The organism is Cytophagia bacterium CHB2, assembly GCA_030263535.1.
GTDB lineage: Bacteria > Zhuqueibacterota > Zhuqueibacteria > Zhuqueibacterales > Zhuqueibacteraceae > Coneutiohabitans.
The window spans coordinates 1-24,182 of record SZPB01000050.1 but is presented as its reverse complement, the minus strand read 5'-3'; the positions used below and the strand labels follow the sequence as shown (position 1 = coordinate 24,182).

15 protein-coding genes are annotated in these 24,182 nt (G+C 54.3%); 4 read left to right on the top strand and 11 right to left on the bottom strand.

Annotated elements, in window-relative coordinates; translation table 11 throughout:
• Positions 1-848: 848 nt before the first annotated feature.
• From FBQ85_07300 to FBQ85_07285, 4 genes are all read right to left on the bottom strand, one after another.
• The gene (locus FBQ85_07300; GenBank protein MDL1874964.1) at positions 849-1,016 is read right to left on the bottom strand and encodes a hypothetical protein; all 168 of its coding nucleotides are present in this window, start codon (positions 1,014-1,016) and stop codon (positions 849-851) included.
• 98 nt (positions 1,017-1,114) lie between these two features.
• Positions 1,115-2,287, bottom strand: a complete 1,173-nt coding sequence (locus FBQ85_07295) for an MFS transporter (protein ID MDL1874963.1) — start codon at positions 2,285-2,287, stop codon at positions 1,115-1,117.
• 524 nt (positions 2,288-2,811) lie between these two features.
• A complete protein-coding gene (locus tag FBQ85_07290) occupies positions 2,812-4,296 on the bottom strand; it encodes a sodium:solute symporter family protein (protein MDL1874962.1) in 1,485 nt (494 codons plus the stop codon).
• 147 nt (positions 4,297-4,443) lie between these two features.
• On the bottom strand, positions 4,444-5,502 hold the full coding sequence (locus tag FBQ85_07285) for a phytanoyl-CoA dioxygenase family protein (GenBank protein MDL1874961.1): 1,059 nt from the start codon (positions 5,500-5,502) through the stop codon (positions 4,444-4,446).
• Between the two features lie 130 nt (positions 5,503-5,632).
• On the opposite strand from FBQ85_07285, the gene FBQ85_07280 reads away from it, so the two are divergent.
• The 3 genes from FBQ85_07280 (at position 5,633) to FBQ85_07270 (ending at position 10,409) form a co-directional block, all read left to right on the top strand.
• Positions 5,633-6,229, top strand: coding sequence for a sigma-70 family RNA polymerase sigma factor (locus tag FBQ85_07280; protein ID MDL1874960.1), 597 nt, complete (start codon positions 5,633-5,635; stop codon positions 6,227-6,229).
• Between the two features lie 126 nt (positions 6,230-6,355).
• A complete protein-coding gene (locus FBQ85_07275; GenBank protein MDL1874959.1) occupies positions 6,356-7,438 on the top strand; it encodes a DUF4974 domain-containing protein in 1,083 nt (360 codons plus the stop codon).
• A gap of 211 nt (positions 7,439-7,649) precedes the next feature.
• Entirely contained in the window at positions 7,650-10,409 is a 2,760-nt protein-coding gene (locus FBQ85_07270) for a TonB-dependent receptor (GenBank protein MDL1874958.1), read from the top strand.
• 854 nt (positions 10,410-11,263) lie between these two features.
• On the opposite strand, the gene FBQ85_07265 is transcribed toward FBQ85_07270, so the two are convergent.
• The 7 genes from FBQ85_07265 to FBQ85_07235 form a co-directional block, all read right to left on the bottom strand.
• Complete coding sequence (locus FBQ85_07265; GenBank protein MDL1874957.1) at positions 11,264-13,657, bottom strand: tetratricopeptide repeat protein; 2,394 nt, start codon at positions 13,655-13,657, stop codon at positions 11,264-11,266.
• A gap of 581 nt (positions 13,658-14,238) precedes the next feature.
• Positions 14,239-14,565, bottom strand: a complete 327-nt coding sequence (gene trxA / locus FBQ85_07260) for a thioredoxin (protein ID MDL1874956.1) — start codon at positions 14,563-14,565, stop codon at positions 14,239-14,241.
• A gap of 155 nt (positions 14,566-14,720) precedes the next feature.
• A complete protein-coding gene (locus FBQ85_07255) occupies positions 14,721-15,176 on the bottom strand; it encodes a hypothetical protein (GenBank protein ID MDL1874955.1) in 456 nt (151 codons plus the stop codon).
• A gap of 10 nt (positions 15,177-15,186) precedes the next feature.
• Positions 15,187-15,684, bottom strand: coding sequence for a hypothetical protein (locus FBQ85_07250; protein MDL1874954.1), 498 nt, complete (start codon positions 15,682-15,684; stop codon positions 15,187-15,189).
• A 163-nt stretch (positions 15,685-15,847) separates the two neighbouring features.
• A complete protein-coding gene (locus FBQ85_07245) occupies positions 15,848-17,281 on the bottom strand; it encodes an MBL fold metallo-hydrolase (protein MDL1874953.1) in 1,434 nt (477 codons plus the stop codon).
• A 100-nt stretch (positions 17,282-17,381) separates the two neighbouring features.
• Positions 17,382-18,191: a sulfite exporter TauE/SafE family protein gene (locus FBQ85_07240; protein ID MDL1874952.1), complete on the bottom strand. Its 810-nt coding sequence runs from the start codon at positions 18,189-18,191 to the stop codon at positions 17,382-17,384.
• Between the two features lie 132 nt (positions 18,192-18,323).
• Positions 18,324-19,187: an RNA polymerase sigma factor gene (locus tag FBQ85_07235; GenBank protein MDL1874951.1), complete on the bottom strand. Its 864-nt coding sequence runs from the start codon at positions 19,185-19,187 to the stop codon at positions 18,324-18,326.
• A 690-nt stretch (positions 19,188-19,877) separates the two neighbouring features.
• Between FBQ85_07235 and FBQ85_07230 the strand changes: the two genes are divergently transcribed.
• The gene (locus FBQ85_07230; protein ID MDL1874950.1) at positions 19,878-23,912 is read left to right on the top strand and encodes a T9SS type A sorting domain-containing protein; all 4,035 of its coding nucleotides are present in this window, start codon (positions 19,878-19,880) and stop codon (positions 23,910-23,912) included.
• The last annotated feature ends 270 nt before the right edge of the window (positions 23,913-24,182 follow it).

The following is a 24,182-nucleotide window of genomic DNA, read 5'->3' as shown; positions in this document are numbered from 1 at the left end:
TAAATAACTTACTCATTTGGGGAACCGCCAATAAACGCGAATATCCGCTAATTTTAAAATTCGCGTTTATTGGCGTGCATTCGCGGTTTGAGATTTGGGAAGTTATTTAATCGACAATCCTAAGGAAAGACAAAAGATTGAACAGAAATTTCGTATTCCATCAACAAAGTTGCGAAAAGGTAAAATGAAATGAACTGCTTAGATGAAACACATGACTGTGCAAATTTAGGCGACGCAAGAATCAAGTTTAGCTTCGCTGAATACAAGAGGGTGTAGATCAAGGCAATCAACGGCGCCAACATTGGTACGGATTTGACAAGCCGGGCATGAATTTCAGCTCGATGTAACTTCAAAACCTGGCTTATAAACAAACTTTTTGTGCTTCATGCGACGGTTAGCCGTAGTGTTAAATCCCAGCTTCTTCGATCACTCCGATTTGAATTCCTCTCTCCCGCGCACTTCTTCACTCATCGTATCATAAACGGCCCGCGGCAGCCTTTTTGAATCTCGAGCCCATCGACCCCGTTGGAGGAGAAGAGAGCGGTAAAAATCGCGCGGAAACAATGCGAGGGCATTTTTTCCCGTAAGCTCGGCTTGTTCAATATAGCGTTTCAAAATATAAAACAGAGCGCAGCCATTCAACTTCTCACGCAAGTGCTCGAACTGTCCACCTTTCTTGATGTGCCGAAACGACCGGCCACTAGTGATCTGGGCTGCCTCGACCCAATTTCTCAACGCGCGCACAGAAATGTTAACTCGTGACGGCCGTAATCCATGTCCAGAACATGGCCGCATTTGGTTTGATCGGTGTTAATTGGCACAAAGGAATGTTGTACTTCAGCTAGAAATCAACCTCCCAACACCTTCAACTCCTTCCCCTTCGCCACTGCCTGCGTTCGGCTGTGGGCATCCAGCTTGGTGTAGATGTTGTTGATATGCCGTCTCACCTTGCTGGTGGCCACAAAAAGCTTGCGAACAATTTCGGCGTTGTATAAGCCGTTGGCAATAAGTTTCAGAACTTCCCATTCGCGTTAGTTGAGCGAATCGACCAGATACAAGCCAGCAATCCCATTGACGCCTTATAGGTTTGAACCGCCGCCGGCGCGGCTCGCGGTCAGGCGGCGCGCACGAAGTAGCGCCGCAGGAGCAGTATCGTGAGCAACACAGCGATCAGGAACGGCAGCGTGATAAGGTTCAGGATTTCCCAATTCGCGCGGTGGATAACCGCGCCTGCGGAGAGTGACATCAGGGCCTGTGTGCCAAAGATCACGAGATCATTCACGGCCTGGGCTTTGAACCGTTCCTCCGGCCGGTAATTCGCCGTGAGCATGACCGTAGCGCCCAAGAATTGGAAATTCCAGCCCACGCCCAGCAGCACCAATGCCATCCAATAAATCCATGACTGGTGCCCGGAGAGCGCGAACAACACACACGCAACGGTGGCGCACAAGCCCATCACCATCACGCGCGCGGCGCCCCATCGCGCAATGAGAGCGCCGGTAAACAGCGCGGGCAAATACATCGCGACCACATGGCTTTGAATCACGCCCGCGGTGGTGTCCAGCGAATGCCCGTCAATGACGTGCATGCTGATCGGCGTGGCCGTCATGATGAAGCTCATCACGCCGTAGGCCACCATGCCGCCCAGCACGGCAATGAGATAACCGGGTTGGGTGATGACTTCGCGCAGCGGGCGGCCGCGGCCGGTCGCGATTTCACTTTGGACGCGCGGCTCGCGCAGAAAAAAGAGCAGGCCGGCCACGATGAGGTAAAGAACAGCGAGACAGGCAAAAGAGCCGGCGTAGTCGCCATGAGCCAGCACGTTTTTGGTGCGTTTGGCAAGCTCGGGCCCGAGGAAGCCCGCCGCGATGCCGCCGAGCAGAACGAATGATATCGCTTTGCTGACGTGTTGCACGTCAACACTCTCCGCCGCCGCAAAACGATATTGTTGAATGAAGGCAAGATTAGCGCCGATTAACAGGATAGCGCCGCAAAAGAGAGAAAAACTCTTGACGCCAATGGCATGCGCCGCGGCCAGCGCGGCAATCGCGGCCAGCAAAGAGGCGGCAATGAAGCCCCACCGGCGGCCGATCTTCTTCATGACCAGAGCGGCTGGAACAGTTGAGAGTGCAACGCCGACGACCATGGCGGCAATGGGCAAAGTCGCCCAGGCCGGCGAGGGCGCCAGCGTTGTGCCCGTAACGCCGCCGGCAAAAATGATGAGAGGCGCAGCGCAAAATCCCAGGGATTGGCTGAGAGTCAAGATCAGAAGGTTGCGATAGTTCATTGCGGGTTTATGTCTTGTGATGGTCCAAACGGCTGTTTGCAGCCCGGCAACAGTTTATGCGAGGGCTAAAATAAAACGTTCAGATTGCGGCTGCAACTATTGCAAAGGATAGTTTTTGCGGCGTTGAGGGCGCTTTCTCAAAGCGTTGCGGAGAATCGCGCAGAATTTATTCCGTCGTCTGTTTCATCTCCGCCGTTTCCTTGAGCAAACCCCGGGCTTCCGAGAATCCCCGCAACGAAACTTTCAACACGATATAAGCAAAACCGGCGATGCCGAAAATCAACACCGCCATCCAAATCAGTTTCCACATGTCCATCTTGTGCCTTTCGGTTGATTAGAATTATTCCAAAAAATCCCAACTGATAAAAACAGCGCAACGGATGAAAGGCTTTTATCAGTTGGGTTATTTCTATTCGCTGGAGAAATTTTTACATCAAGCACTCCGCAAGAGTTTCAGCTTGTCTGAAGACTGGCGTAGGCTCCAGCCTTAGAATTTCCGCAATCATCAATCCGCAATCGCGATGTTACACCCGTTTTTGAGCTCTGGAACGGCCAAACGGCAACAGCGAACCCAACCCGATTCCCACAAATCCCAATGCAAAACTCAACACGCCGCGCATGTTGGGCGACAATATATTGCTGACGAATCCGGCAGACTCTCCGGCTTGCGGTGAGATCGTCATATCTTCGATCACATACGCGACGGGAAGGATTGCGCCGAAAATAAAGGCCAGATAAGCGCCGGGCGTGTTCGCGCGTTTCCAGTACAATCCCGCCACCAGAACCGCGAGGCCGCCAGCATAATAAATGGTAGTCACATCCAGCAGGTAGCGAAAAGCCGTATCTTTAAGCTCATGCCAAATGCCGAAAAACAACATCAGCGCGCCGATGAGGCAAACGAACAATCGCGCCAGAAAAATCCGGCTTTTGTCCGAAATGCCGTTTCTCCGCCAGGGGCCAACAATGTCTTGCACAATGACGCTGCTCCAGGCCAGCATGTAACTGGAATCGGTTGACATCGACGCGGCAAACATGCCGGCGAGAAAAAATCCCAGCATGCCGACGGGAAGAATCTCAGAGAGAAATTTCGGCATGCCAGCCGTGGCCTCGGCCTGTGCGCCCAAATAAATCGCCGCGCCAATGCCCCAAACAATCGGCAAAAAAGCGCGGCCCAGAAACATCAAGCTAGTTGCCTTGAAAATGGCCTTGTTCAACTCCGGCTTTTGCGCCGCCAGCACGCGCTGCGCCACTGGCTGCCAGAGGATGCAACCGGAAATCGCAAACACCGACCAATAGGCAATGAACGACCAGCCGTACTCCGGATGGGAGATCGGGCTGAATGCCTCTCGACCATAAAGGCGTTCGGCCTGATCGAACATCCCGAGAAAGCCATGTTGATCGAAAACGAAAAAAGTGGTGATTACCATGCCGGCGGCCAGCAGCAGAAACTGAATGAAGTCTGTCACCACCACCGAAACCATGCCTCCCAAAACCGTGTAAACGACGACCACGGCCACCAACAGCGTCATGGTCAAATGGATATACGTCTCCGGAATATTGAGAAATTGCACCATAAAAACCGTGCTCAACTTCAAGAAGACGCCCAGGCTCAACACGCCGGCAACGACCAGCAACAGCGCGCCCAAAACCCTCACCCCCCGGCTGTAACGCAATTCAAAATATTCGGTAATAGTCATGATTTCGAGCCGGCGCACGCGTTCCACCACGAAACCGGTGCTGCCGACCAGCAGATAGGCTGCCGACCAAATCACGCCGATGATAAAGGCTGCAAAGCCGAAACGAAACCCCTGCTCGGCGAAATACATCACCGTCACCAACCCCAGCTCGGTTGCCACCAGCGAGGCGACGCCGAGATGAAAACGAATCTGCCGCCCGGCAACCAGAAAATCCGCGGCACTCTTGATGCGTTTGGTCGCCGCGACCCCCACGATGAGTGCAATCACAACATAGGCCACTGCAATAAACCAATCCCAGGAGGTGAGTCTCATTTGTTTTCTCGCAATCAAAAAGTTGTTTTGGGATAATGCCGCCCAGCAGGCTCAGAAAGCCTCACGCAAAGCCGTAAAGCATTCGCACAGTTTTTGGGGTGATAGCTTTGCGGCGTGGGTACTCTTATTGCTTTATACCGGAACTGCCTATGCTTCAACCGTCGCCCAGACGTTGGCAGAAGGCTCGCCTTCGCGATAAAGCACCGGGAAGTACGGCCCGGCATAGAAGTCGCCAGGGCGCGGTTGGCGCAAAGTATTGCTGGAATGATCTTCCGATGACGTGCCGGCGCGGTAGCGTGCGCCGTCGGGAATCAAGTGAATGGCGATGGAAATGCGCGGCCGCGTGCTGAGATTGGCGCGGCTGCCGTGAATGGTGAGATTATGATGAAAGCTTACGCAACCGGCGCGCAGCACGGCCGGCATGGTGCGGAAAGTGTGCCCGGTTTTTTCTTCAATGCGTTTGATCTGCGCTTCGATGTCTTGCTGATAGAAATGATCCTCGCCGAGCAATCCCCATTTGTGGCTGCCGGGAACAAACTCCATGCAGCCGTTTTCTTCATCGACATCTTCAAGCGCGACCCAGGCGGTTATCGCGGCGTTGCTGTCGAGGCATTGCCAGTAACCTTGATCCTGATGCCAGCCGATGTTGCCGGCCACGCCGCTTTGCGGCGGTTTGTAGAGCAGTTGATCATGCCAGAGACGAATGCCTTTCACGCCGGCGAGACGGGCGGCAATCTGCCCGATTCTCGCATCGAGCACAAGACGGGCGATGGTCGCGTCCGTCCAATAAGCATTATTGACTTGCACGAGCCTGGAAATGTCGCCCGGCTGCGGATCGCGGCTCAACGGCGGCCTTTGGGTTTCATATTCACCGGCGACGACTTTACGATGATGCTCGCGAAATTCCTTTAGTTCTTCGGCGGAAAAAATTTGGGGACTGAGCCAGTAACCTTGCTCTTTGTAAAAGGCAATGTCTTGAGAGGTGGGAAGATTGAAAGCGTGCATAGGCTCTCCTTGAGGCATGTGATTAAATGCGGAGGTCGGACGATATTTAAATGCGCTGTTGGGATGCAAGGCGTGGCGAGAAGTGGCGCAACTTGCAGCGAAGCGGTGTTGCCGGAGCTGTGGCTCATGCTTCCTTTCTTTGGAGGTAAACTTCCAGGCAGTTCTGCCGTAAAACGGCAAATCGTGGCGCGAATATAACATGCAAAAATGCCAAGCACAATTATTTTAGCCCGGGGACGCAACGGCAAAAAGGCCGGGATGAAAGCCTTGACATTTTAAAGTTCACGATGCAAATTGTGCTGCACTCTTTAATTTCCTCAATCATTGCTGAATGCTTCCGCACAGATGGCATGACCACGAAGGGAGAGCCGAACCCTTGCAGGATGATCGGGCTTTGTGGCAACGCATGCTAGCCGGAGATGATCAAGCGTTGGCTGCGCTCTTCCGCCTTCATTATCCCAGGCTCTACGACTACGGCCTCAAGCTGACACAGCAAGCCGAGCTGGTGAAAGACGGCATGCAGGAAGTGTTTGCCTACCTGTGGGAAAAACGGGCAACGCTTGCAGCGGTCGATTCGGTGCGCGCATATTTGCTGGTCGCGTTGCGCCGCCATCTGCTCAAATCTCTGGCGCAGCAACAACGGCGGCAGGAATCCGATCAGCAACACCTGCTGGAGGAGATGGCCGAAAGTTTTTCTCCGGAAGAGTTTCTCATTATGCAGGAAAAGGAAGAAGCGGAGAAGCAGGCGCTGAATCAGGCGCTGCAAGAAATTCCGCCGCGCATGCGCGAAGCCCTCTATCTCAAAACCAATGCCGGTTTGGCCTATCGCGAAATCGCCGGCATCATGAACGTCTCTCCGCAGGTGGCGCGCAATTATGTTTCGGAAGCGTTCCATCGTTTGCGCGCCCTGCTCTTGCCTCGCCCGTAATTTTCCTCCTTAAAAAAATCAGAAAAACACCGTTACATTTTTGTCTTTTGCTTCTCTCTAGAGATGAATGTGAATATTTATGTCGCGCTCGGCTGAAAAATCATGATTTCCCAGGAAGAATAGAAGATGGCTGAATTCATTCGAGAAGTTGAGTCATTGTTGTCAGACGAATCGTTCCAGCGCTGGCTTTTCGGAAACGCCGGCAGCGCGGAAAAAGATCGATGGAACGCGTGGTTAAGCGGAAACCCTGAACGCCAGATAATATATGAGCAGGCTCTCGCATTATGGAAAATGGCGAACTTTCGTTCAGCGGCGCTGCCGGAGGTTGAACAGGAATGGCAGAAGCTTCGCATTCGCTTGCATTTGCCGGCGGCTAAAACCGCTTCGATCCGTCCTTTGACTGCGCGCCGGGCAGCCCTCCACAAAAGACATGACCGGCTTTTGGTATGGGCGCGTTTCGGCGCAATGGCGATCGCGGCCTCGCTGCTGCTGCTCTGGCTGTGGCGTGCCCTGCCGATTCAAACCTCTCCCGAAGAATTGGCCGAGCAAATTGTCGCAACCGATTTTGGCCAGCGCGCCCGAATCAATCTGCCAGACAGCACGATCATCATTTTGAATGCGCATTCGCGTTTGCGTTATCCCGCCGCATGGAGTCTGGCGACGGCGAGGAAATTCGAGTTGCAAGGCGAAGCTTATTTTGATGTCGCCTCGCGCCCGGAAGGGCCGCAACATGATTTTATCGTGCACACGGATGACGGCGACATTCAAGTCGTGGGAACGCGCTTCGTCGTGCATGAGCGCGGCCGGGGTACACGCGTTGTGGTGGAAGAAGGCGGCGTGCAGGTTTCCGTGGCCGATTCCACGGCTGCCGAAGAAACTCCGGCTGCCAAAATTCTTCTGAATCCGAAGCAGATGCTCCAGTTTCAAAAGGGCGACAGTGTCTTGCAGCCGCATGTTGTCAACCTCGGTCTTTACACCACCTGGTGGCGTGATGAACTCGTTCTGGAAGATACGCCGTTTGAGCACATTATTCGCCGCCTGGAAGAAACATATGGCGTGAAGGTGGAGGTTAAAGACAAACGCTTGCTGCAGCGCACGCTCTCCGGCTCCATGGAAAATCGCAATCTCGACGTGATCACGAAGGCGCTGGCTCAAGCGCTTCGCACCAGCGTAGCGCGCCAGGGACAAGTGGTCATCTTTGGCATTTAGAAAAATTAAGGTCTCAGAATTAAACAACTTCCCATATCTCAAACCGCGAATGAACGCTAATAACCGCGAATTAGAAAATTATTAGCGTGCATTCGCGTTCATTAGCGGTTGCAGGAAATGAGTATGTTGTTTAAATGGCATTTCTGAGGAGTCCATCATTTAAAGGAGAAACGGAAACTAACCCCAGTCTCAAACTCAAGGAGGGTTTCTTATGCGATTGCTAAGGTCTCTCACGCTGTTCGGTGCGCTGTGGTTGTTTACTGTGCCTGCCCAAAGCCAAACATTGGCCTCAAAAGCCGGCGGCTTCCAGCCTTCCTCACCGGCCATGGAGAAAATGGTTCCTCTCAAAGCGGCTCTCACTGCGGTTGAAAGCGCTTACAAGATTCACATCTTGTATGAAGATGCCGTTGTCGAGGGGCGGCACGGCGTTCCGCTGACAAAAGCTTCAAATGATCTTGCCGGGGATCTGCGCCATGTCATCGGCGACAACTCGCTCACCTATGCCCAGGTTGGCGCCAGCACCTTCGTCATCACGCCGCGCGAATCCGCACCGGCACCAGCTCCACCGGCAGGCGGAATCATCAAAGGTCGGGTCACCGATAGCAAGGGAGAAGCACTGGCCTTCGCCAATGTCATACTTGACGGCACCAGCATTGGGGACGCTGCAGATCAGAATGGCAGGTATGAGATTGCCAATGTTCCACCCGGCACTTACACCGTGAGGGCCCGCCTGATTGGATACAAAACCGTGACAACACAAGTCACTGTAAGCGAGGATCAAACGGTCACGCAGGATTTCACGCTCAACACTGATATCCTGAACATGGATGCCATCGTGGTCACGGGTACGCCCGGTGGCTCGGGAATGAGCAAGCGCGAGGCCAGCTTTGCCATCACGACGATGCAGGAGGCGGAAATCCGGCAGTTTTCGCCCAGCAGCACGGCGAATTTGATGGAATTGATTCCCGGCGTCTGGTCAGAAAGCTCGGGCGGCGTTGCCGGAGCGAACATTGACGTGCGCGGACTTCCGGGCGGTGGCGATGCGCCCTTCGTAACGATGTCTATCAACGGCGCCCCGCTCTACGGCACGGAAACGCTTTCGTTCTTCGAGCAGAGCACGATATTCCGCATCGACGAAACCGTTGCATGGTCCGAGGCGCTGCGCGGCGGTCCCAACTCCGTCTTTTCGAACGGCGAACCGGGGGTGACCATGAATTTTACTTTGAAGCGAGGCAGTGATGAAACCAGATCGCGGGTGAAGTATTCGACTTCCGATTATGATCTGCAGCGGGTCGACGCGGTGATCAGCGGGCAAGTGACCACCGGCCTCTACTACATGGCTGGCGGCTATGCCCAGACCTCACCGGGCATCCGCAACGCGCAATTCAACGCAGAGAAAGGGCAGCAGTACACGCTACAGCTCACCAAACTTTTCGATCGCGGCGTAATCAACGCTTTCAGCCGGATCACCAACGACTACGGCCAGTGGATCCTGCCGATGGCGCTCAATACCGGCAATGATCTTGGCGACTTCGCGCAACTGGGCAACGCGACGCGCTTTCGCGAATTGCAAATAAACAAACAGGGTGATACCAAGATCTTCGATTTCTCCAAAGGCCGCGGCTGGGACGGCAGCATCAGCGGAGTGAATGCGGATTTTGATTTGGGTGCCGGCTGGACCGTCCGCGACAATCTCTCCTACACCAAGGGCGCAGCCAACACTTATGGATTCGTGCCGAACGGCGGCGCGATTCGTGTGTCCGCTCTCGGGCGAACAAGCCCTGTCACAACGATGAGCGGACGGCAGCTTGGCGGTTCGGATTGGATTCAGAACTATGGTCATTGGGTCGTGTTGAAGGACATTGAATCTTTCACCAACGACATCAGTCTTGCAAGAAGCTGGCAGCAACATAACCTCACGATAGGTTCTTATCAGGCGTCGTGGTCGGCGGATGATTTCTGGACGCTAGGCAACCATGTGCCGGTTCATAATGTTGCCAATGGGGATTATGTTGCGGACGTAACCGCCCAAGACGTGGCGGACGCTGGCGGCGGCGGCCCATGGGGTTACGGCATTCAATCTGGCGGCGATGCAAGAGTGATTGCCGGTTACGCCGCTGAATCATGGCAGGCGACGCCTGACCTTCGCGTCGATTTGGCCGCCCGCCTTGAACGGATAGAGCTCGAGTATGCTCTGGATTCCGGCCCCGGCTACCCGGACGGTACCCGCGATATGGCTGTATCGTTCAACGACAATCAATGGGCGTTTACCGGCGCCGTGAACTATGACCTTACGGAAAGCCTGGGCGTCTTCGGGCGCGTCTCGGATGGATTTGTATTCCCTCACTTCGATGACATCCGTGACGGCAATCGCAACACCAATAACATCAGGCAATATGAAGGCGGTTTGAAATATGCGCCCCAAGAGCTCTTCAGCCTGTTCGCCACCGGATACTACACCAAGTTCGACGCATTTGAAAGTCTCGTCGGCGGTGCTTTCGATCCCCGCAAGTTCAAGACCAAATCCTACGGTGTCGAGCTTGATGGTGCACTCCTTGCCAGCGGTCTGACGGTGAGAGGCATTGCCACCATCCAAAAAACCGAAATCACTGAGTCCGATGATCCGACGATCGTTGGAAATTCGATTCTACGCCAGCCCAACTGGCAGTTCCGGTTGGCGCCGAGCTATGATGTTCGCGGCACAAATTTCAACGTGAACGTCTACGGCGCACTGCGCTTCGTCGGCAAACGCTTCTCAGGCAATGACAACCTGGTCGAATTGGATAGCTTTCAGAAGATCGACGTTGGAGTCACGGTTTCGACAAAAACCGGACTCTTCTTCAATCTGCACGGCGATAATTTGACTGACTCCGATGCGCTTACCGAAGGTGATCCCCGCAATCCGACGGCGCCGAATGGCCGTCCCATCTTCGGGCGGTCGGTGAAATTCTCGGTCGGCTTCGATCTGTAGAGCAGCGAACGGCCCCGTGCTCTTCTCGTTAATGGATGCGAACTAAGGGCCGGTTGAATTCTTTGTTGAACGAGGATTGCTAATTGACCCTCCGTCGAAGTGAGCCAGCCGGTAAAGTCCAAAATTCGCCGGCTGGCTCTTTTTTTTTTCATGCATCTGTCGTGTACACCAGGATTTATAAACCCTGATTTCCATCGCCTGCGTTTGCCAACTCAGGCGGGCCACTGACATGAAAAAAACTCGCACAATTTATTGCTCACCACCTGCCACATTCTTCTTGCCCCCTGCCCCATGCGTTCGGCAGGCAGTCTTCGGACAAAATATCGGTTCTATGTTGTTTGGTGTGGGGCATTGCATGACCATGAAACCACGGTGACAACCATACGCCGAAGGCGTTACAGACCTCAGCCCAGGGTGCCCAGCTTCTGGGTACCCTGAGTCCAACAACGCCCAACCCCGCGAACACCGAAGGTGTTCAACAAAAATGGCCTTATCGCCAAAAGGCGTAGCGAAAATGAACGATTGGCCGGCGGCCCCGCACCCTCTTATGTTGAACACTTTTAGAGTTCTTTTGTGCATGATTGCTTCCCGAGGGTCGTGATGAATCAGAGCTAAGATTTGTTCGCGCGTCAGTGGTTGCATGCAAAAATATAAGCATGAAACCCATGAAACCCTCGGACTTTTTAAAGATTTTCTCATTCGAGGCTAACTATAGCTGAACAGTTACAAAATTGATACGATGGCAAGCCCCCGGCCTTGTTTATGAGGACGTTTCATACTTTTATAAAATCGCCCCCAAATATTTTTGTCAATCCAAATAATAAAACTCACCCCCAAGGCCAGTTTTTCGCATGCTAGTCTGGCGTCTCATTTTGAAGCGACTGGCCGCTTTGATAGCGTTTCAAACGAGCTTTAAGTGTCGCAGCTTCGCCTGCAGGCGCAAGCTCCACCGCACGCGTTTGCCACTTCACCGCCTCCGCAAAATCTCCGGTCGCGGCCGCGGCTGCTGCGAGCGTGCCTAAAACGCGATAACCTTTGTATTGCGTCAGCTCTGCAGCTTGCCGGGCGAGTCGCAACGCCTCTGCCGGATTGCGAATTTGCCGATCATTGCTGATCGCCAATAACCATGCGAGGTTATTCAACACGTCAACGTGATCCGGTGCGATTGCCAACGCCTTCTCGTACTGCGCCTGTGCTGCGAGATCGTTGCCCAACTCCTGCTGTGCCATTCCCAAATACAAGAGAGCTGCGAGGTAGTCCGGCTGGCTGGCAAGGGCTTGCTCGAAATACGCTTGTGCCTCCGCATAGCGGCCCTGCGTGAACCGTAGTTTGCCCAGATTATATCGGGCTTCGGCAAAAGCACCATAACTCGCGAGCGCTTGCTCATAGTGTTTCGCAGCCGCGATTTCGTCGCCTTGCTGTTCGCTGATCAAACCGAGTTGGTTGTGCGCTACGGGATCGCCGGCGCGCAACCGGAGAACGTTCTCAAAATGAACTTTCGCCCGCGTCAGCTCCTGCTTGCTCGCCAGAATCAATGCGAGATATGTCTGGAAATTCGGATAATCGGGATACAATTCCACCAGCTTCTCAGCTAACGGAAATGCCTGATCTATCTTTCCTTGTTTCAAGAGCAAGCTGACGAGATTCCCCAGCGCGCCGCCGTGCGTGGGCTCCAGCTCGAGCGCCTGGCGAAATTTTTCCATGGCCAGGTCGTCGCGGCCCTGGGTCGCCAAAATGACGCCTTGATTGAACAGCCAGCTCGGATTGGCCTGGCTGTCTGGCGTCGCGCGCTGTTTGACGATGGCATCGAATTGCTCGCGTTGCATTGTCGCCGTTTCTCCGATCCAACCGGCGCGCTCCAGAGCCTGCCAGAGATGCCAGGCAATCTCCTGGTGGCCGGTGGGCGTGGGATGAACGTAGTCTTCGATGAGATTGAAGCCCACCAATCCGCGCGGACTTTGCGCCGCGAAAATCTGATCCATATCAACCAGCAATGCGCCTTCCTCTTCGGCAACCTCGCGAATGGCCTGATTGATTTTCGACAGCCGCCGGGAAGGAGAGGCATCCTCGTCGCATGCGCGCTGGTAGGCTTGTTGCGCCTCCTGCCATTGCGCCAGTCCCTCGTGGCATTGCGCCATGAAATAGTGCGTCATGGCATGATGGGGCGAAAGTTCTGCAGCCCGCTGAAAATCAACGAGGGCATCGGCATACTCGCGGCGCGCAAGCCTGGCCTCGCCGGAGCGCAATGCCTGCTCCCATTGCCTGCGGCCTGCTTCGTCCAGCGCCGAATTGATTAACGATAGCTCGGGACGCCAGTCGCGCAAATTACACGGCACAGTGCAGACCACAACCTTGATGCCGCGCTCATGCGCCCGGCGCACCAGGCGCTGCAGCCGCCAGCGAAACTCCTCGACGATGGCTTCTTTCTCCGCGGGCAAATAGGAGCGTGTATTCTCGCGGCGAACCCGTTCATCGAATTTCGCGTCGAGCGTTGCCGGTTGATCGTTGCGCGTGTTGAGCAGCGCGTGCATGCCGGAATACACGCGCGAATGCGCCAGCAGATATTCCGCCTGATTGCGGGCAGAGCTGCGGCGTTTCAACGCGTTGAAAAACTCCGGCTCGATGAATTCGTTGTGGCCGCTGTAGATGATGAAGATGTCAGGCTCGTAGCGAAACAACTCGTCGGCGACCAGGTTCAAGCGATGCATGGCATACGAAACGCCGCTGGCATTGACGGCCTCGATCGTACGCTGCGGGTGCGCAGCGGCAAGTACGTCTCCCAGAATTGCCGTGAATGCAACCGGCGCGCTCCAGGGAAAACCGTAGGAGCTGGAGCCGCCCAGCGTGAAGAGGCGCACGCCATTGGCGGGCTTTGCTGTCTGGAAGGATTGATCGTTGAACGTTCCGCCTGGTTTGGGCAGGCGCGTGCGATAAACATTGCCTTGCGGCTCAAAAACCGTGATCAGCCCCGAAAAGCCGCGGAACGGATCTTCTCGATCCACGAGCAGCGCAACGCCGCCGGCCCACAGCGCGAGTTCCAGCGCAAAAAAGAAGGCCAGCGTTGCCAGCGCTGAAAACAGAATCTTCTTCCACAATGCCGGCTCGGAGGTGTTGTGCTTTATTTTCGCCGTTGTTTTGCCGGGCTTTTGTTTCTGCTGGGACGGCATGTTGAAATTGTTTCGGTTCGGGCTGGTTGGCGTAAATGCGGCATTGATTTTTTCGCTGTTTTGAAAAGCTTGCCATATCATGTTGCAAAAAAAGCGATACTTTATCAAGCAGATTCTTGGGAGGGAATGTTCCGATTAGGAGGCGTCACCGCTGATGAAGGCAGGAGGCGGCTTGAGGTTTCACACAAAGAGTAAGGTAGCGGACTGCGATTTAACAGGAGTGAACAGAAAAAACTCTGTTATCTCTGTTAGCTCCTGTTTTGTTTCGAACTCGAGCCGCCGGAAGGTATTGCGCTTTTAGTTTGATTGAAAAACGGTGTAAGACCTTGAGCCACGGATTTACACTGATCTACACGGATTTCAGACATTCTTTGAAAAACATCTTAACGCTAGAAAATCAGTGAAAATCCGTGTTCATCCGTGGCCAAAAAATGTTCCGAGAAGAGAAACCGTGGCCTTGTTGTCTTCCACTTGCGCCGCCAGGGCTTTATCGCTGAATATCTCTACTTCTTTGGCAGGTTGGGTAGAATCGCGCGCTTATTTTTTTAGCGCGTCTTTCCGTTGCAACGAATGCGCTGCAATCACGCCTATCCGTAATAAAAAATGTCCGGGCGGACACGACTTCGGAACAACCGCCCGGACGAGATATTTTTGGACAAAGGCTAATTCAGCAACGCCTGATCGAGATGGCTCGCAATGACTTGTTGCGGCACTGCGCCGACGATACGATCAACCACTTCGCCATTGCGGAACACCAGCAGCGTGGGAATGCCGCGCACATCAAGCTCGGAAGGCGTCATGTTACTATCGGCATCCATTTTCCCGACTTTAACTTTGCCGGCATATTGTTTCGCCACCGCTTCGACCGCAGGCGCGATCATGCGGCAGGGCATGCACCAATCAGCCCAAACATCAACCAATACTGGAATCTTTGAATCCAAAACTTCCGATTTGAAATTGGCGTCCGTGATTTCAATGGGCTTGCTCATAAAACTCTCCTTGACTAAAGTTCGTTACAGTTCACATGTTTGTCAATTTATTGTTTCCGCAGGCCGGTTTCTCGCGGCCTCCGGCGTAAATTCTCAAGTTCAACCGGAAAGCAAGATTGATTTTCTCAAGAATACCGCGCTTCTCTAACGCCGTTTCACGCAGCTTCAACGCGGGCTTTGCTGCTCGGCACGGGCACGGCTTTCATGGCTTTGCTTTGCTGCAACCCGTAAAGATAGGTGCCGAGAAAAACTCCGAGCAGCGTGAAAATCGCGCCCAACTTGCCTTCGCCCAGCATGGCGAGCGCCGTGCCCGGACACGCGCCGGCCAGTCCCCAGCCCAATCCAAAAATAAGCGAGCCGGGAATCAGCGATGATTTATACGGCTTGCCCTTGAAGGCAATCGCTTTTCCTTCAAACAGATTGCGGGCTTTGAGGGCTTTGAGCACCGCGACGCCGATGGCGCCCACGGTTGCGGCCGTGGCAATGACCCACAAAAGCTGCAAATTTTCAAACAAAAACAGCTTGGCATAAAAGTCGTAGGTGGTGGCGCCAGCGCGGCTCAGAATAAAGCCGAACAACGCGCCGAACAGCAAAAATGAGTATTTCTTCATGACGGTTCTCCTATCCAATAAGCCGGAAAAGAATCTGCACCATAATAATGCCGCCGACAAAAAATCCGGCGGAGGCCAGCACGCTGGGCGGGTTGAGCATGGACATGCCAGCGATGGAATGGCCGCTGGTACAGCCGCCGGCTGCGCGCGAACCATAGCCGATCATGACGCCGCCCGCCACCAGCGTCAAAGCTTTCGCCCATAACGCCTGCGGCAAAACGCTGTCATACATCGCGCCCATGGAAAAGCTGGCAACCATCTCGCCGGGCGAAGTCAACGCGCCCAGAAAGCCGCCGAGCGGAATGCCGATGAGGAACCACAAGCGCCAGTTGTTGGCGGTTTCATATTCGCCTTTATGGAAAAACGGCGCGCTCGAAACATAACTGCACACGTTGCCGAAACCGGTGGAGGCGCCCAACGCATTGCCGGAAAAGATCCATTGCAACAGGGCATAAGCGCCGACGGCCAGGCCGCCGACCCAACCGCTCCAAACGATGACTTCGGTCATGATGAAATCTCCAAAAGTGTTGAATGTTTTCTTAACGATACACTGTACGTTCTGCAAAAGCTCTCACGCAAAGGCGCCGCACCGCAAAGGTTCCGCAAAGAAATGAACCCGTTATGTTCTTCGCGCCTTTGCGTGAGGCATTTTCTCTTCGCTCCGGCTTATGCTATTGCACAACTTCGCCCTTGTTTTGCTGCCAGGAAACGAATCCGCCGCTGAGATGTTTGACGCGATAGCCGTGGCGCTGCAGCAGAGCGGCGGCAATGGCGGAACGGTTGTCCGTGCGGCAGTGCAGCAAAATTTCACGATCCTTGGGCACCTCTGCGAGGCGCTTCGGCAATTGGGTGTATGCGATGTTCATCGCCTGCGGCACATGCCCGGCCTCGAATTCCGCAGAGCCCCGCACATCGAGAACAACCGCGCCGTCGTGGGCCTGGCCGTTCAATTTCTCAATTGGAATGGAGTCAGTTTTGGCGACCTTCCCGCCTTCGGATTGATATTGCGCGAACGTCTCAGGCGTGGCATACCCGGTGACCTCATCCAACCCAATGCGAATCAGATCCGTCACTGCTTCCTTCATGCGTTTTTCTTCGACGATGAGATAGAACGGTTTGCCAGGTTCGAGATAGGAGCCGGCGGCATTGGGGAAGTAATTCGACAGCGGCGCCCACAATGCGCCTTCCACATGGCTTTCGCGGAACTGCGGCCACGGGCGCGTGTCAACGATGATGGCCTTCTCGCTCACCAGTTTCTTGAGCGCATTGACCTCAAGCGGTTTGGGCGCGGGCAGCTTGCCCAGCAGCGCCGGACCTTCCTTGTTTTCACGCTTCATGCGCGCGAAGTACAGCGGCGGCTCGGGCTGGCCCTCGAGAATCGTGTGCACGAATTTTTTCTCGTCGTTGGCGTCGGCAATGGCAACATTGAAGCGTTTCTCGTAGCCCACGGTGGATTGCGGCACTGCACCCAACGCTTTGCCGCATGCCGAGCCGGCGCCGTGGCCGGGCCACAATTGCAGATAATCCGGCATGCCCTTGAATCGTTGAATGGTTTGATACAGCGTTCGCGCGGCCGGTTCTTTTGCGCCGGCGTGTCCGGCTGCGCTTTCCAGCAAATCCGGGCGGCCAACATCGCCGACGAAGACGAAGTCGCCGGTGGCAATGCCCATCGGCTCGTTTGCGCCGCCGCCAAGATCCGTCACCATGAAACTCATATGCTCAGGCGTGTGTCCCGGCGTGTGCACCGCTTTGATTTCGATATTGCCGACTTTGAATTTATCGCCGTCTTTCAACAATTTATGATCATAACTCCCGCCGCTTTGTTTTTTATCGAGCCAGCGGTATTTCCAATTTTCATCGCCTTCATCCGAAACGTACAAGCGTGCGCCGGTGCGTTCTGCCAACTCACGCGCGCCGGATAAATAATCGGCGTGGATGTGGGTTTCAGCAATGGCCGTGATCTTCATGCCTTCGCGGGCGGCCGCTTCGACATAGCGTTCGACATCGCGTTCAGGATCGATCACCAGGGCCTCGCCCGTGCGTTGGCAGCCGATGAGATAGCTCGCCTGCGCCAGCTTGTCGTCGTAAAGCATACGGAACAACATGAGGAACCTCCTATGAATGGTTTTTTAATTTTTCGTTTATTGAAAAGCCTCGCAAATCGCCCCGAAAGCAGCGTTATTGTAAGCCGCTTTGCGGAGAATATCAAGCCAGAAACAACTCTTTGGTAACGATATAAGCGCCCATAATCAAAACAAACCAGCCGAATGCCAGCTTCAATTTTCCGGCAGGCGCATGTTTATTGAGATAAGTGCCCAACGCGATGCCCACCAGCGGCAGCAGGGTAATCAGCGCAACAAAGCCGTAATCAATGGCAGCAGAGGCTTGCGCCTCGCCAATGAAACCAATCAGTGATTTTGCCGCGATGATCAGCAAATCCGTGCCGATCGCGACTTTCATGGGCAAGCCGCCGAGCAAAACCATCACCGGCAAAATCATGAAGCCGCCGCCGGCACCCACAAAGCCGGTGATCACGCCGACACCCAAGCCCAACGCGAAGATCAACGGGAATTTCGTGGCGTCGAGTTTCACAGTATGCCCGGCGGGCAGTTCAGCTTCCTGCTTGCTGCGAATCATCGCAATTGAGGTGATCAACATGAAAATGGCGAACAGAACCATCACCATCATGTCTTTGCTCAAGACGAAGCTGTCGAGCTGCATCACCGGATCAGGAATCGCCGGAAAAAGATAACGCCGCGTCAAATAAACGCCCAGTATCGCGGGTATGCCAAAAATTAAAGCCATGCGGGGATTGGATTGCCCGCGCCGCAAATATTCCATGGCACCGGCCAGCGCAGTCGCGCCGACGATCGCCAGCGAATAGCCCGTGGCTTGTGAAGCCGGCACAGCAAACAAATAAACCAATACCGGCACCGTCAAAATCGAGCCGCCCGCGCCGATCAAACCCAAAACCACGCCCAGGGTGAGCATGGCAACATAACCGAATATTTCCACAGAAATCTGCCTTTCATTTACAGATCGTCCGGCTGGTATAGACCCGGACAGTGACCACCGGAAGTTGTTTTCCGAGTTAGTGGCAAAATCTGCAAAAAGGTTCCCGGAATATTCGGGGTGTTTGCCGGCGCCTTAATTCTGCCGTCGTGCGGCGCTTCTAAACTCTTGCAGCAAAAGATCTTGCAGAGGTTGCGGCAATTTATCGTTTTTCATATTCAAACAGACTTCGTGGGTCAAATCGAGGGTGGCAAACAGCGATTGGCAGCGCGAACACAATTCGCCGGAGGCCAGGGGAAATGCGACGCCGCGATCCAGGGATTCCTGTTTGGCATGCAGCAAATCCAGGCAGATTTTTTGTTCATGATCCGGCGGCGGCGATTTGCGTTTTGGCAATTTCTTCACCAATTCTTTGCGCAAGAGCAGGCGGCCGCGATGCACGCGGGTTTTTACCGTGGCGGGCTTGATCCCCAACACCTGCGCGACTTCTTCCACCGAAAACTCCACAATATCCTTGAGCAGCAGCGCCATGCGAAAATTGGGCGGCAACTTGGCCAGCGCTGCCTGCACTGCTTCTTGCGCTTCACGGCGCAACACGTGATCGAGCGGGCCGTCATGTTCCGCCGGCAAAGCGGGAATTTCTTTATCCCCGGGCGCGGGGATTAATTCGGCCAAAGGTTGCATGCGGCGCGGCTCGCCGGCGCGCTTGCGTTTGATGCGCTTGCAGGTGCGTGCCGCAATGCTGTACAGCCAGGTGCTGGGCTGGGCGCGGCCCTCGAATTTTTCCCACGCGCGAAACGCGCGCAAAAACGTTTCCTGCACCAAATCCTCGGCGTCCGTTTGCCGGCCGCACATGCGCAAGCCAAGATTATAAATGAGCCCGCCGTGTTCTTCCAACAATCGTGGAATTACCCGGTCTGCCGTGTCGGCGGGATTGTCATGGCGCCGCGTTCGTGAGGGTGAAGCTGTTTTATTCATGCCGATTCCTGCGCTGATCATCGTTGCCGGGTTTGTGGCGGGCAATATAGGAAACGCGCGCTTTATTTTCAACCCAACGCTGCGCGAATGTGCGCAGCGCGGTCAAGTATGCGATCAACTTTTCCAAAAATCGGTGCAGGATTTTTAGCCACTGATTTCCACGGATCGACACGGGTTCCAGTGTCTTTTTGAAAGAAACGATTTCAACAGCATAGAAAAAAATCAGTGAAAATCCGTGTTCATCCGTGGCCAAAAGAAGTCTCGGGCAGAGAATTTTTAAATCATCTGTTTTGCATTTGTATTTTTGGGGAAGGCGGGTGATTTGGCGCAAAGATTTGGGGTCAAGCTGAGAGGCGAAACCTCGAAAGCAAAACTCAGCAGTTGCCCGGGCTGAATCTCTCATCTCAAGACCGCAAAAATGGTCGAAAATAATTCACTTGTATCGCAGTTACCTGCTTTTTGGAGCAATTGTTTCAAAATGTTACAATGCCATAACATCTAACTTTTCAACAGGTCGATTATCAATCACTTGCTGGCCAAACCTGTTCTAGCAGAAATCATGCAGATTTAAATTGATAATTAATGATTTAATACATCATGATCTGACCGCTTATGCATAGCCATGTATAGAATTAAATAAGCGGCAATCGTCTCAAAATAAAAAATAACAATGGCAGCAAAGTTGCAATAGGCAGGTGCAATTTGTGCGGAATGGCTTACAGCCGGACTTCCGGGCTGGTCAAAGCAAATTCTTTGATAATCAAATATCAAAAAGGAGCAAGGTCGATGGAAAGAAAATGGGTACAATTGAAGTATGTGATCTGCGGTGTGTTGCTCTTGTTGACTACTGTTGCTTCGGCGCAAGAGACCAAAACTTGGTCGGGCGCAGTTTCCAGCAATTGGTCTGAAGCTTCGAACTGGCTGCCGGCCGGTCAACCGCATGCACTCTCACCTGTCATTATTAAAAAGCCTGCAAACGGCATCCTGCCGATTCTCACTGAAAATTCTTTTGCGCAAAGCCTCACCATCGAACTGGGCGCGAGCTTGACGATCAATGGGCAGACCTTGACGGTTGAAGGCGATTTCAAAGTCGGAACCAGCGGCATCGTGAGTGATCATTTGATCATGACGAATGCCAACGATCAGATTATCATCAAAGGCAATGCGACTTTCGCCGCGCGCACCAAACTCGAAGCCGGAGAAATCGTGCTGCACGGCAATTTGGTGCAAGCGGCCGTGAACACGGCGCTGCAACCGGGCGGGACGGTGTTCGTTTTCAACGGCGCTGCGCCGCAGACCGTGAGTTTTCAACGCCCGGGCACGAACAATCAATCGTTTCTTAGAAACGTGATCGTGCGCAATGCCGCCGGCGTTTCGTTTTTGAGTGATGTACACGTGACCGGCTTGCTGCAATTGGAAAATGGCGGGCAGTTGGTGCAGCAAGACTCGTTCGGCACGTATTTTCATGAGCAGCTTCCGCTCACCGCCAATGGCGAGTATCGCGTGCGCAAATCGTATATCGCCGCGCCGATCGTGATGAACGGCGACCGCGAGCTGGCGCAAGCCGAAAACGATCTGACGATTCTTGCCCGCCAGGCGTTGACGCTCAACGGCCATCGTCTGCACGTCGGCGGAACGTTCACGGTCAAGGCGTATAGCAGTCAAAAGCATTTGATCATGGCGAATCCGGCGGACGTGTTGGAGATCGCCGGGGATGCCATTTTCGAAGGGTTCAGCACCTTGGCAGCCGGCGCGATTCTCGTGCGCGGCGATGTGATTCAGAAAGTCAGCAGCGCGGCGTTGCAACCTGAGGGAACCGTGTTCGTGCTCGATGGCGTAGAGCCGCAAACCGTGAGCTTCGAGCGCCCGGGTTTGGTGAATCGTTCATTCTTGCAGGATGTGGTGGTGAAAAATTCCGCGGGCGTGAATTTCGCAAGCGACGTTTACATCACCGGGCGCATGACGCTTGATGGCGGAAACGTAGCGCAAGCGCCGGCGCAAGGCACGTACTTCACCAATGCGCTGCCGGCGATTGTAAGCGGCAACTATGAGATCACGAACAGTTATGTTGCCGGCGCCCTCGCCCTTGAGTCGAATCTCACATTGCCCAACGCGGACAATAATCTTACGGTGTTGCCACGCCACTCGCTCACGCTCAGCGGGCATACGCTGCGCGTCGGCGGCAATTTCACCGTTAATGTTTTTGAAGAGTACAAGCACTTGTTCATGACGCACTCGGCGGATACGCTGGAGATCAACGGCACTGCGGAATTTCAAGGTCAAAGTGAGCTGGCTGCCGGCGCGATCATTGTCAAAGGCGATCTTGTGCAAAAAATCAGCGGCAAATCCTTGCAGCCGAGCGGCACGCATTTCATCCTGGCCGGCAGCTCGCTGCAAACCGTTGCCTTCGAGAAACCTGGAACGGGCAATCGTTCTTTCGTCAAAGACATGACGCTGCGCAATCCCGCCGGCGTGAGCTTCGCATCGGATATCTTCATCACCGGCCAGCTCAAGTTGCAAGCGGGAACCGCGCTCAGTCAAGCCGCCGGCTTCGCCGCCAATTTTACCAGCGCTTTGCCGAAGATCGAAAACGGAACGTATGCCGTTCACAACACCAACATTGCCGGCACGCTGGTGATGAACGAAGATCTGGCGCTGCCTAATCCCGCGGCAAGCTTGACGATTTTGCCGAAACAATCTTTAACGCTCAACGGGCACACGCTGGAGATCGGCGGCAATTTCAAAACCAGCGCCTTCAGCGCTGAAAAGCATTTGATCATGAACAATGCTTCCGACCGCTTAATCGTGAGCGGCAATGCCACGTTCGAAGGTTTGAACGTGTTGCAAGCGGGAACCATTGTGCTGCGCGGCAATTTGACGCAGGCAATCAGCGCGGCGGCCATTCAACCCGAAGGTACGACTTTCGTGTTCGATGGTAATAATGTTCAGGTCGTGTCGTTCGAACGGCCCGGCACCGGTAATCGTTCGTATTTGCATGAGGTGACGATCAACAGCACAGCCAGCGTGCGCGCCATTACCGACGTTTTTGTCACCGGACAGATCAACAACTACGGCAGATTTGAAGTCATCGATACGCGCTCGCTTTTTTTGGGTGATGCGGCGGGCATCAATCATCAGGGCGGCGTGCTGGTGGGCAACGGCACCGTGAACACGCCCACTATGTCGTTCACCAATGAAGGCATTGTGCGGCCCGGCGCTTTGTTCGGCATCATGCGCATTGCCGGCCCGTACCGGCAACTGCCCGCGGGCAAGTTGACGATCACGATCGGCGGTTTGCAGGCGGGCACGCAATACTCGCGGCTGGTCGTCAGCGGCGACGCAACATTGGACGGCGATTTGGAATTGGAGTTGATGAATGGTTTCACGCCCAGCGTGGGCGACAGCTTCCGCGTGATGGAGTTTGGCGCGGCGACAGGACAATTCCGCCAGATTATCAGCAAGCTGCCGAAAAACGTAGAATTTCAAGTGCGCTATAAAGCAACCGGTGTGGATGTCGTTACAGTTGCAGCGGCCAATCGCGCGCCGCTGGCGCAGAACGACTCAGTCGCCACGCGCATGAATCATCCGGTCACGATCGTGGTTCTGCAAAATGATCTTGACGACAACGAGGACGCGCTGCAGGTAACCGCGCTCGATCTTACCAATACCATCGGCAAAGTGGAAATCGCCGGCGACAGCAGCGTCACCTATATTCCGCAAGAAAATTTTTATGGCGAGGATGCCTTCGGATACACGGTTGACGACGGCCGCGGCGGTATCAGCTCGGCGCGGGTCTATGTGACGATTGCGCGTTTGAACCGGCAGCCGGTGGTGGTCACAAGCATTCCCGAAGTTGCAGTGAATGAAAACAGCAGCGCGAACGTTTTGTTCAACAAGCTCAGCGCGGTTTTTAGCGATCCTGACGGTGATGCGCTCACCCTCAGCGCCGCGGCCGACGCCGCACTCACGGTTTGGATTGCCGGCGACTCGTTGCTGGGAACGCCGCAGCCAAATTTCTCCGGCCAGGTGCAAGTCACCGTGAGCGCGCGTGATGATTCCAACGCCGTCGCAGCCACGAGTTTTACGGTAAACGTGATTGGCGCAAACAAGCCGCCCACGACTTTCAGTTTGCTGCAGCCGCAAGACGGCGCCATTGTCGATCCGCGCGCGGTGATGATTTTCCGTTGGCAAGAGGCGCAAGACGCCAACGGCGACTCGCTCAGCTACAGCGTCCGGATCTTCAGCGCCAACGCCGATACGGCGGTGAGAAACATCAAAACCACCGAGTTGTATTTCGACGGTAAAGGATTTCTGCAAGGCGCGACGACTTATCAATGGGTGGTTAGCGTCAGCGACGCCGAGTTCAGCACCGCCAGCGCGGACACGTTCAGCTTCAGCACCATCGCCGTCACCTCGGTGGAAAGCCGGCAAGGGCAGATGCCGGAAGTATTCGCGCTCGAACAAAATTATCCCAATCCCTTCAATCCCAGCACGACGATCAGCTTTGCATTGCCGAAAGCGAGCGACGTGAGTTTGTCGATCTTCAACAGCAACGGCCAATTAGTGAAGCAGTTGGTTTCAAGTGAGATGCCGGCGGGCCGCCACCACGTGACGTGGGATGCGACAAATGCGCACGGCGAGCGCGTGGCCAGCGGCATGTATTTGTATGTGATCAAAGCCGGCAACCCCGCGGCAGGCGCGAAGCAAGGCTTCACCGCACACCGCAAGCTTGTGTTGATGAAATAGCTGAAAATCACAGAGTCTCAGGCACGACAACCAGCGCATGCCTCTGTGATGTCTTTCAACGCCGCGTGTTCGCTTTGTGAGCACGCGGCGTTTTAATTTTGGATAAGCACGCCGGTCGCCAACTTTCGTAGTCGGCCCTGCTAAGGAACGCCATTTAAATAACTGACTCATTTGGGGAACCGCCAATAAACGCGAATATCCGCTAATTTTAAAATTCGCGTTTATTGGCGTGCATTCGCGGTTTGAGATTTGGGCAAGTTATTTAATCGA

Coding starts and splice junctions, on each gene's coding strand:
- FBQ85_07295 (MDL1874963.1), bottom strand. CDS start 2,287: ATGAACTATCGCAACCTTCTGATCTTGACTCTCAGCCAATCCCTGGGA.
- FBQ85_07290 (MDL1874962.1), bottom strand. CDS start 4,296: ATGAGACTCACCTCCTGGGATTGGTTTATTGCAGTGGCCTATGTTGTG.
- FBQ85_07285 (MDL1874961.1), bottom strand. CDS start 5,502: ATGTTATATTCGCGCCACGATTTGCCGTTTTACGGCAGAACTGCCTGG.
- FBQ85_07280 (MDL1874960.1), top strand. CDS start 5,633: ATGCTTCCGCACAGATGGCATGACCACGAAGGGAGAGCCGAACCCTTG.
- FBQ85_07275 (MDL1874959.1), top strand. CDS start 6,356: ATGGCTGAATTCATTCGAGAAGTTGAGTCATTGTTGTCAGACGAATCG.
- FBQ85_07270 (MDL1874958.1), top strand. CDS start 7,650: ATGCGATTGCTAAGGTCTCTCACGCTGTTCGGTGCGCTGTGGTTGTTT.
- FBQ85_07265 (MDL1874957.1), bottom strand. CDS start 13,657: ATGATATGGCAAGCTTTTCAAAACAGCGAAAAAATCAATGCCGCATTT.
- trxA (MDL1874956.1), bottom strand. CDS start 14,565: ATGAGCAAGCCCATTGAAATCACGGACGCCAATTTCAAATCGGAAGTT.
- FBQ85_07255 (MDL1874955.1), bottom strand. CDS start 15,176: ATGAAGAAATACTCATTTTTGCTGTTCGGCGCGTTGTTCGGCTTTATT.
- FBQ85_07250 (MDL1874954.1), bottom strand. CDS start 15,684: ATGACCGAAGTCATCGTTTGGAGCGGTTGGGTCGGCGGCCTGGCCGTC.
- FBQ85_07245 (MDL1874953.1), bottom strand. CDS start 17,281: ATGTTGTTCCGTATGCTTTACGACGACAAGCTGGCGCAGGCGAGCTAT.
- FBQ85_07235 (MDL1874951.1), bottom strand. CDS start 19,187: ATGATCAGCGCAGGAATCGGCATGAATAAAACAGCTTCACCCTCACGA.
- FBQ85_07230 (MDL1874950.1), top strand. CDS start 19,878: ATGGCTTACAGCCGGACTTCCGGGCTGGTCAAAGCAAATTCTTTGATA.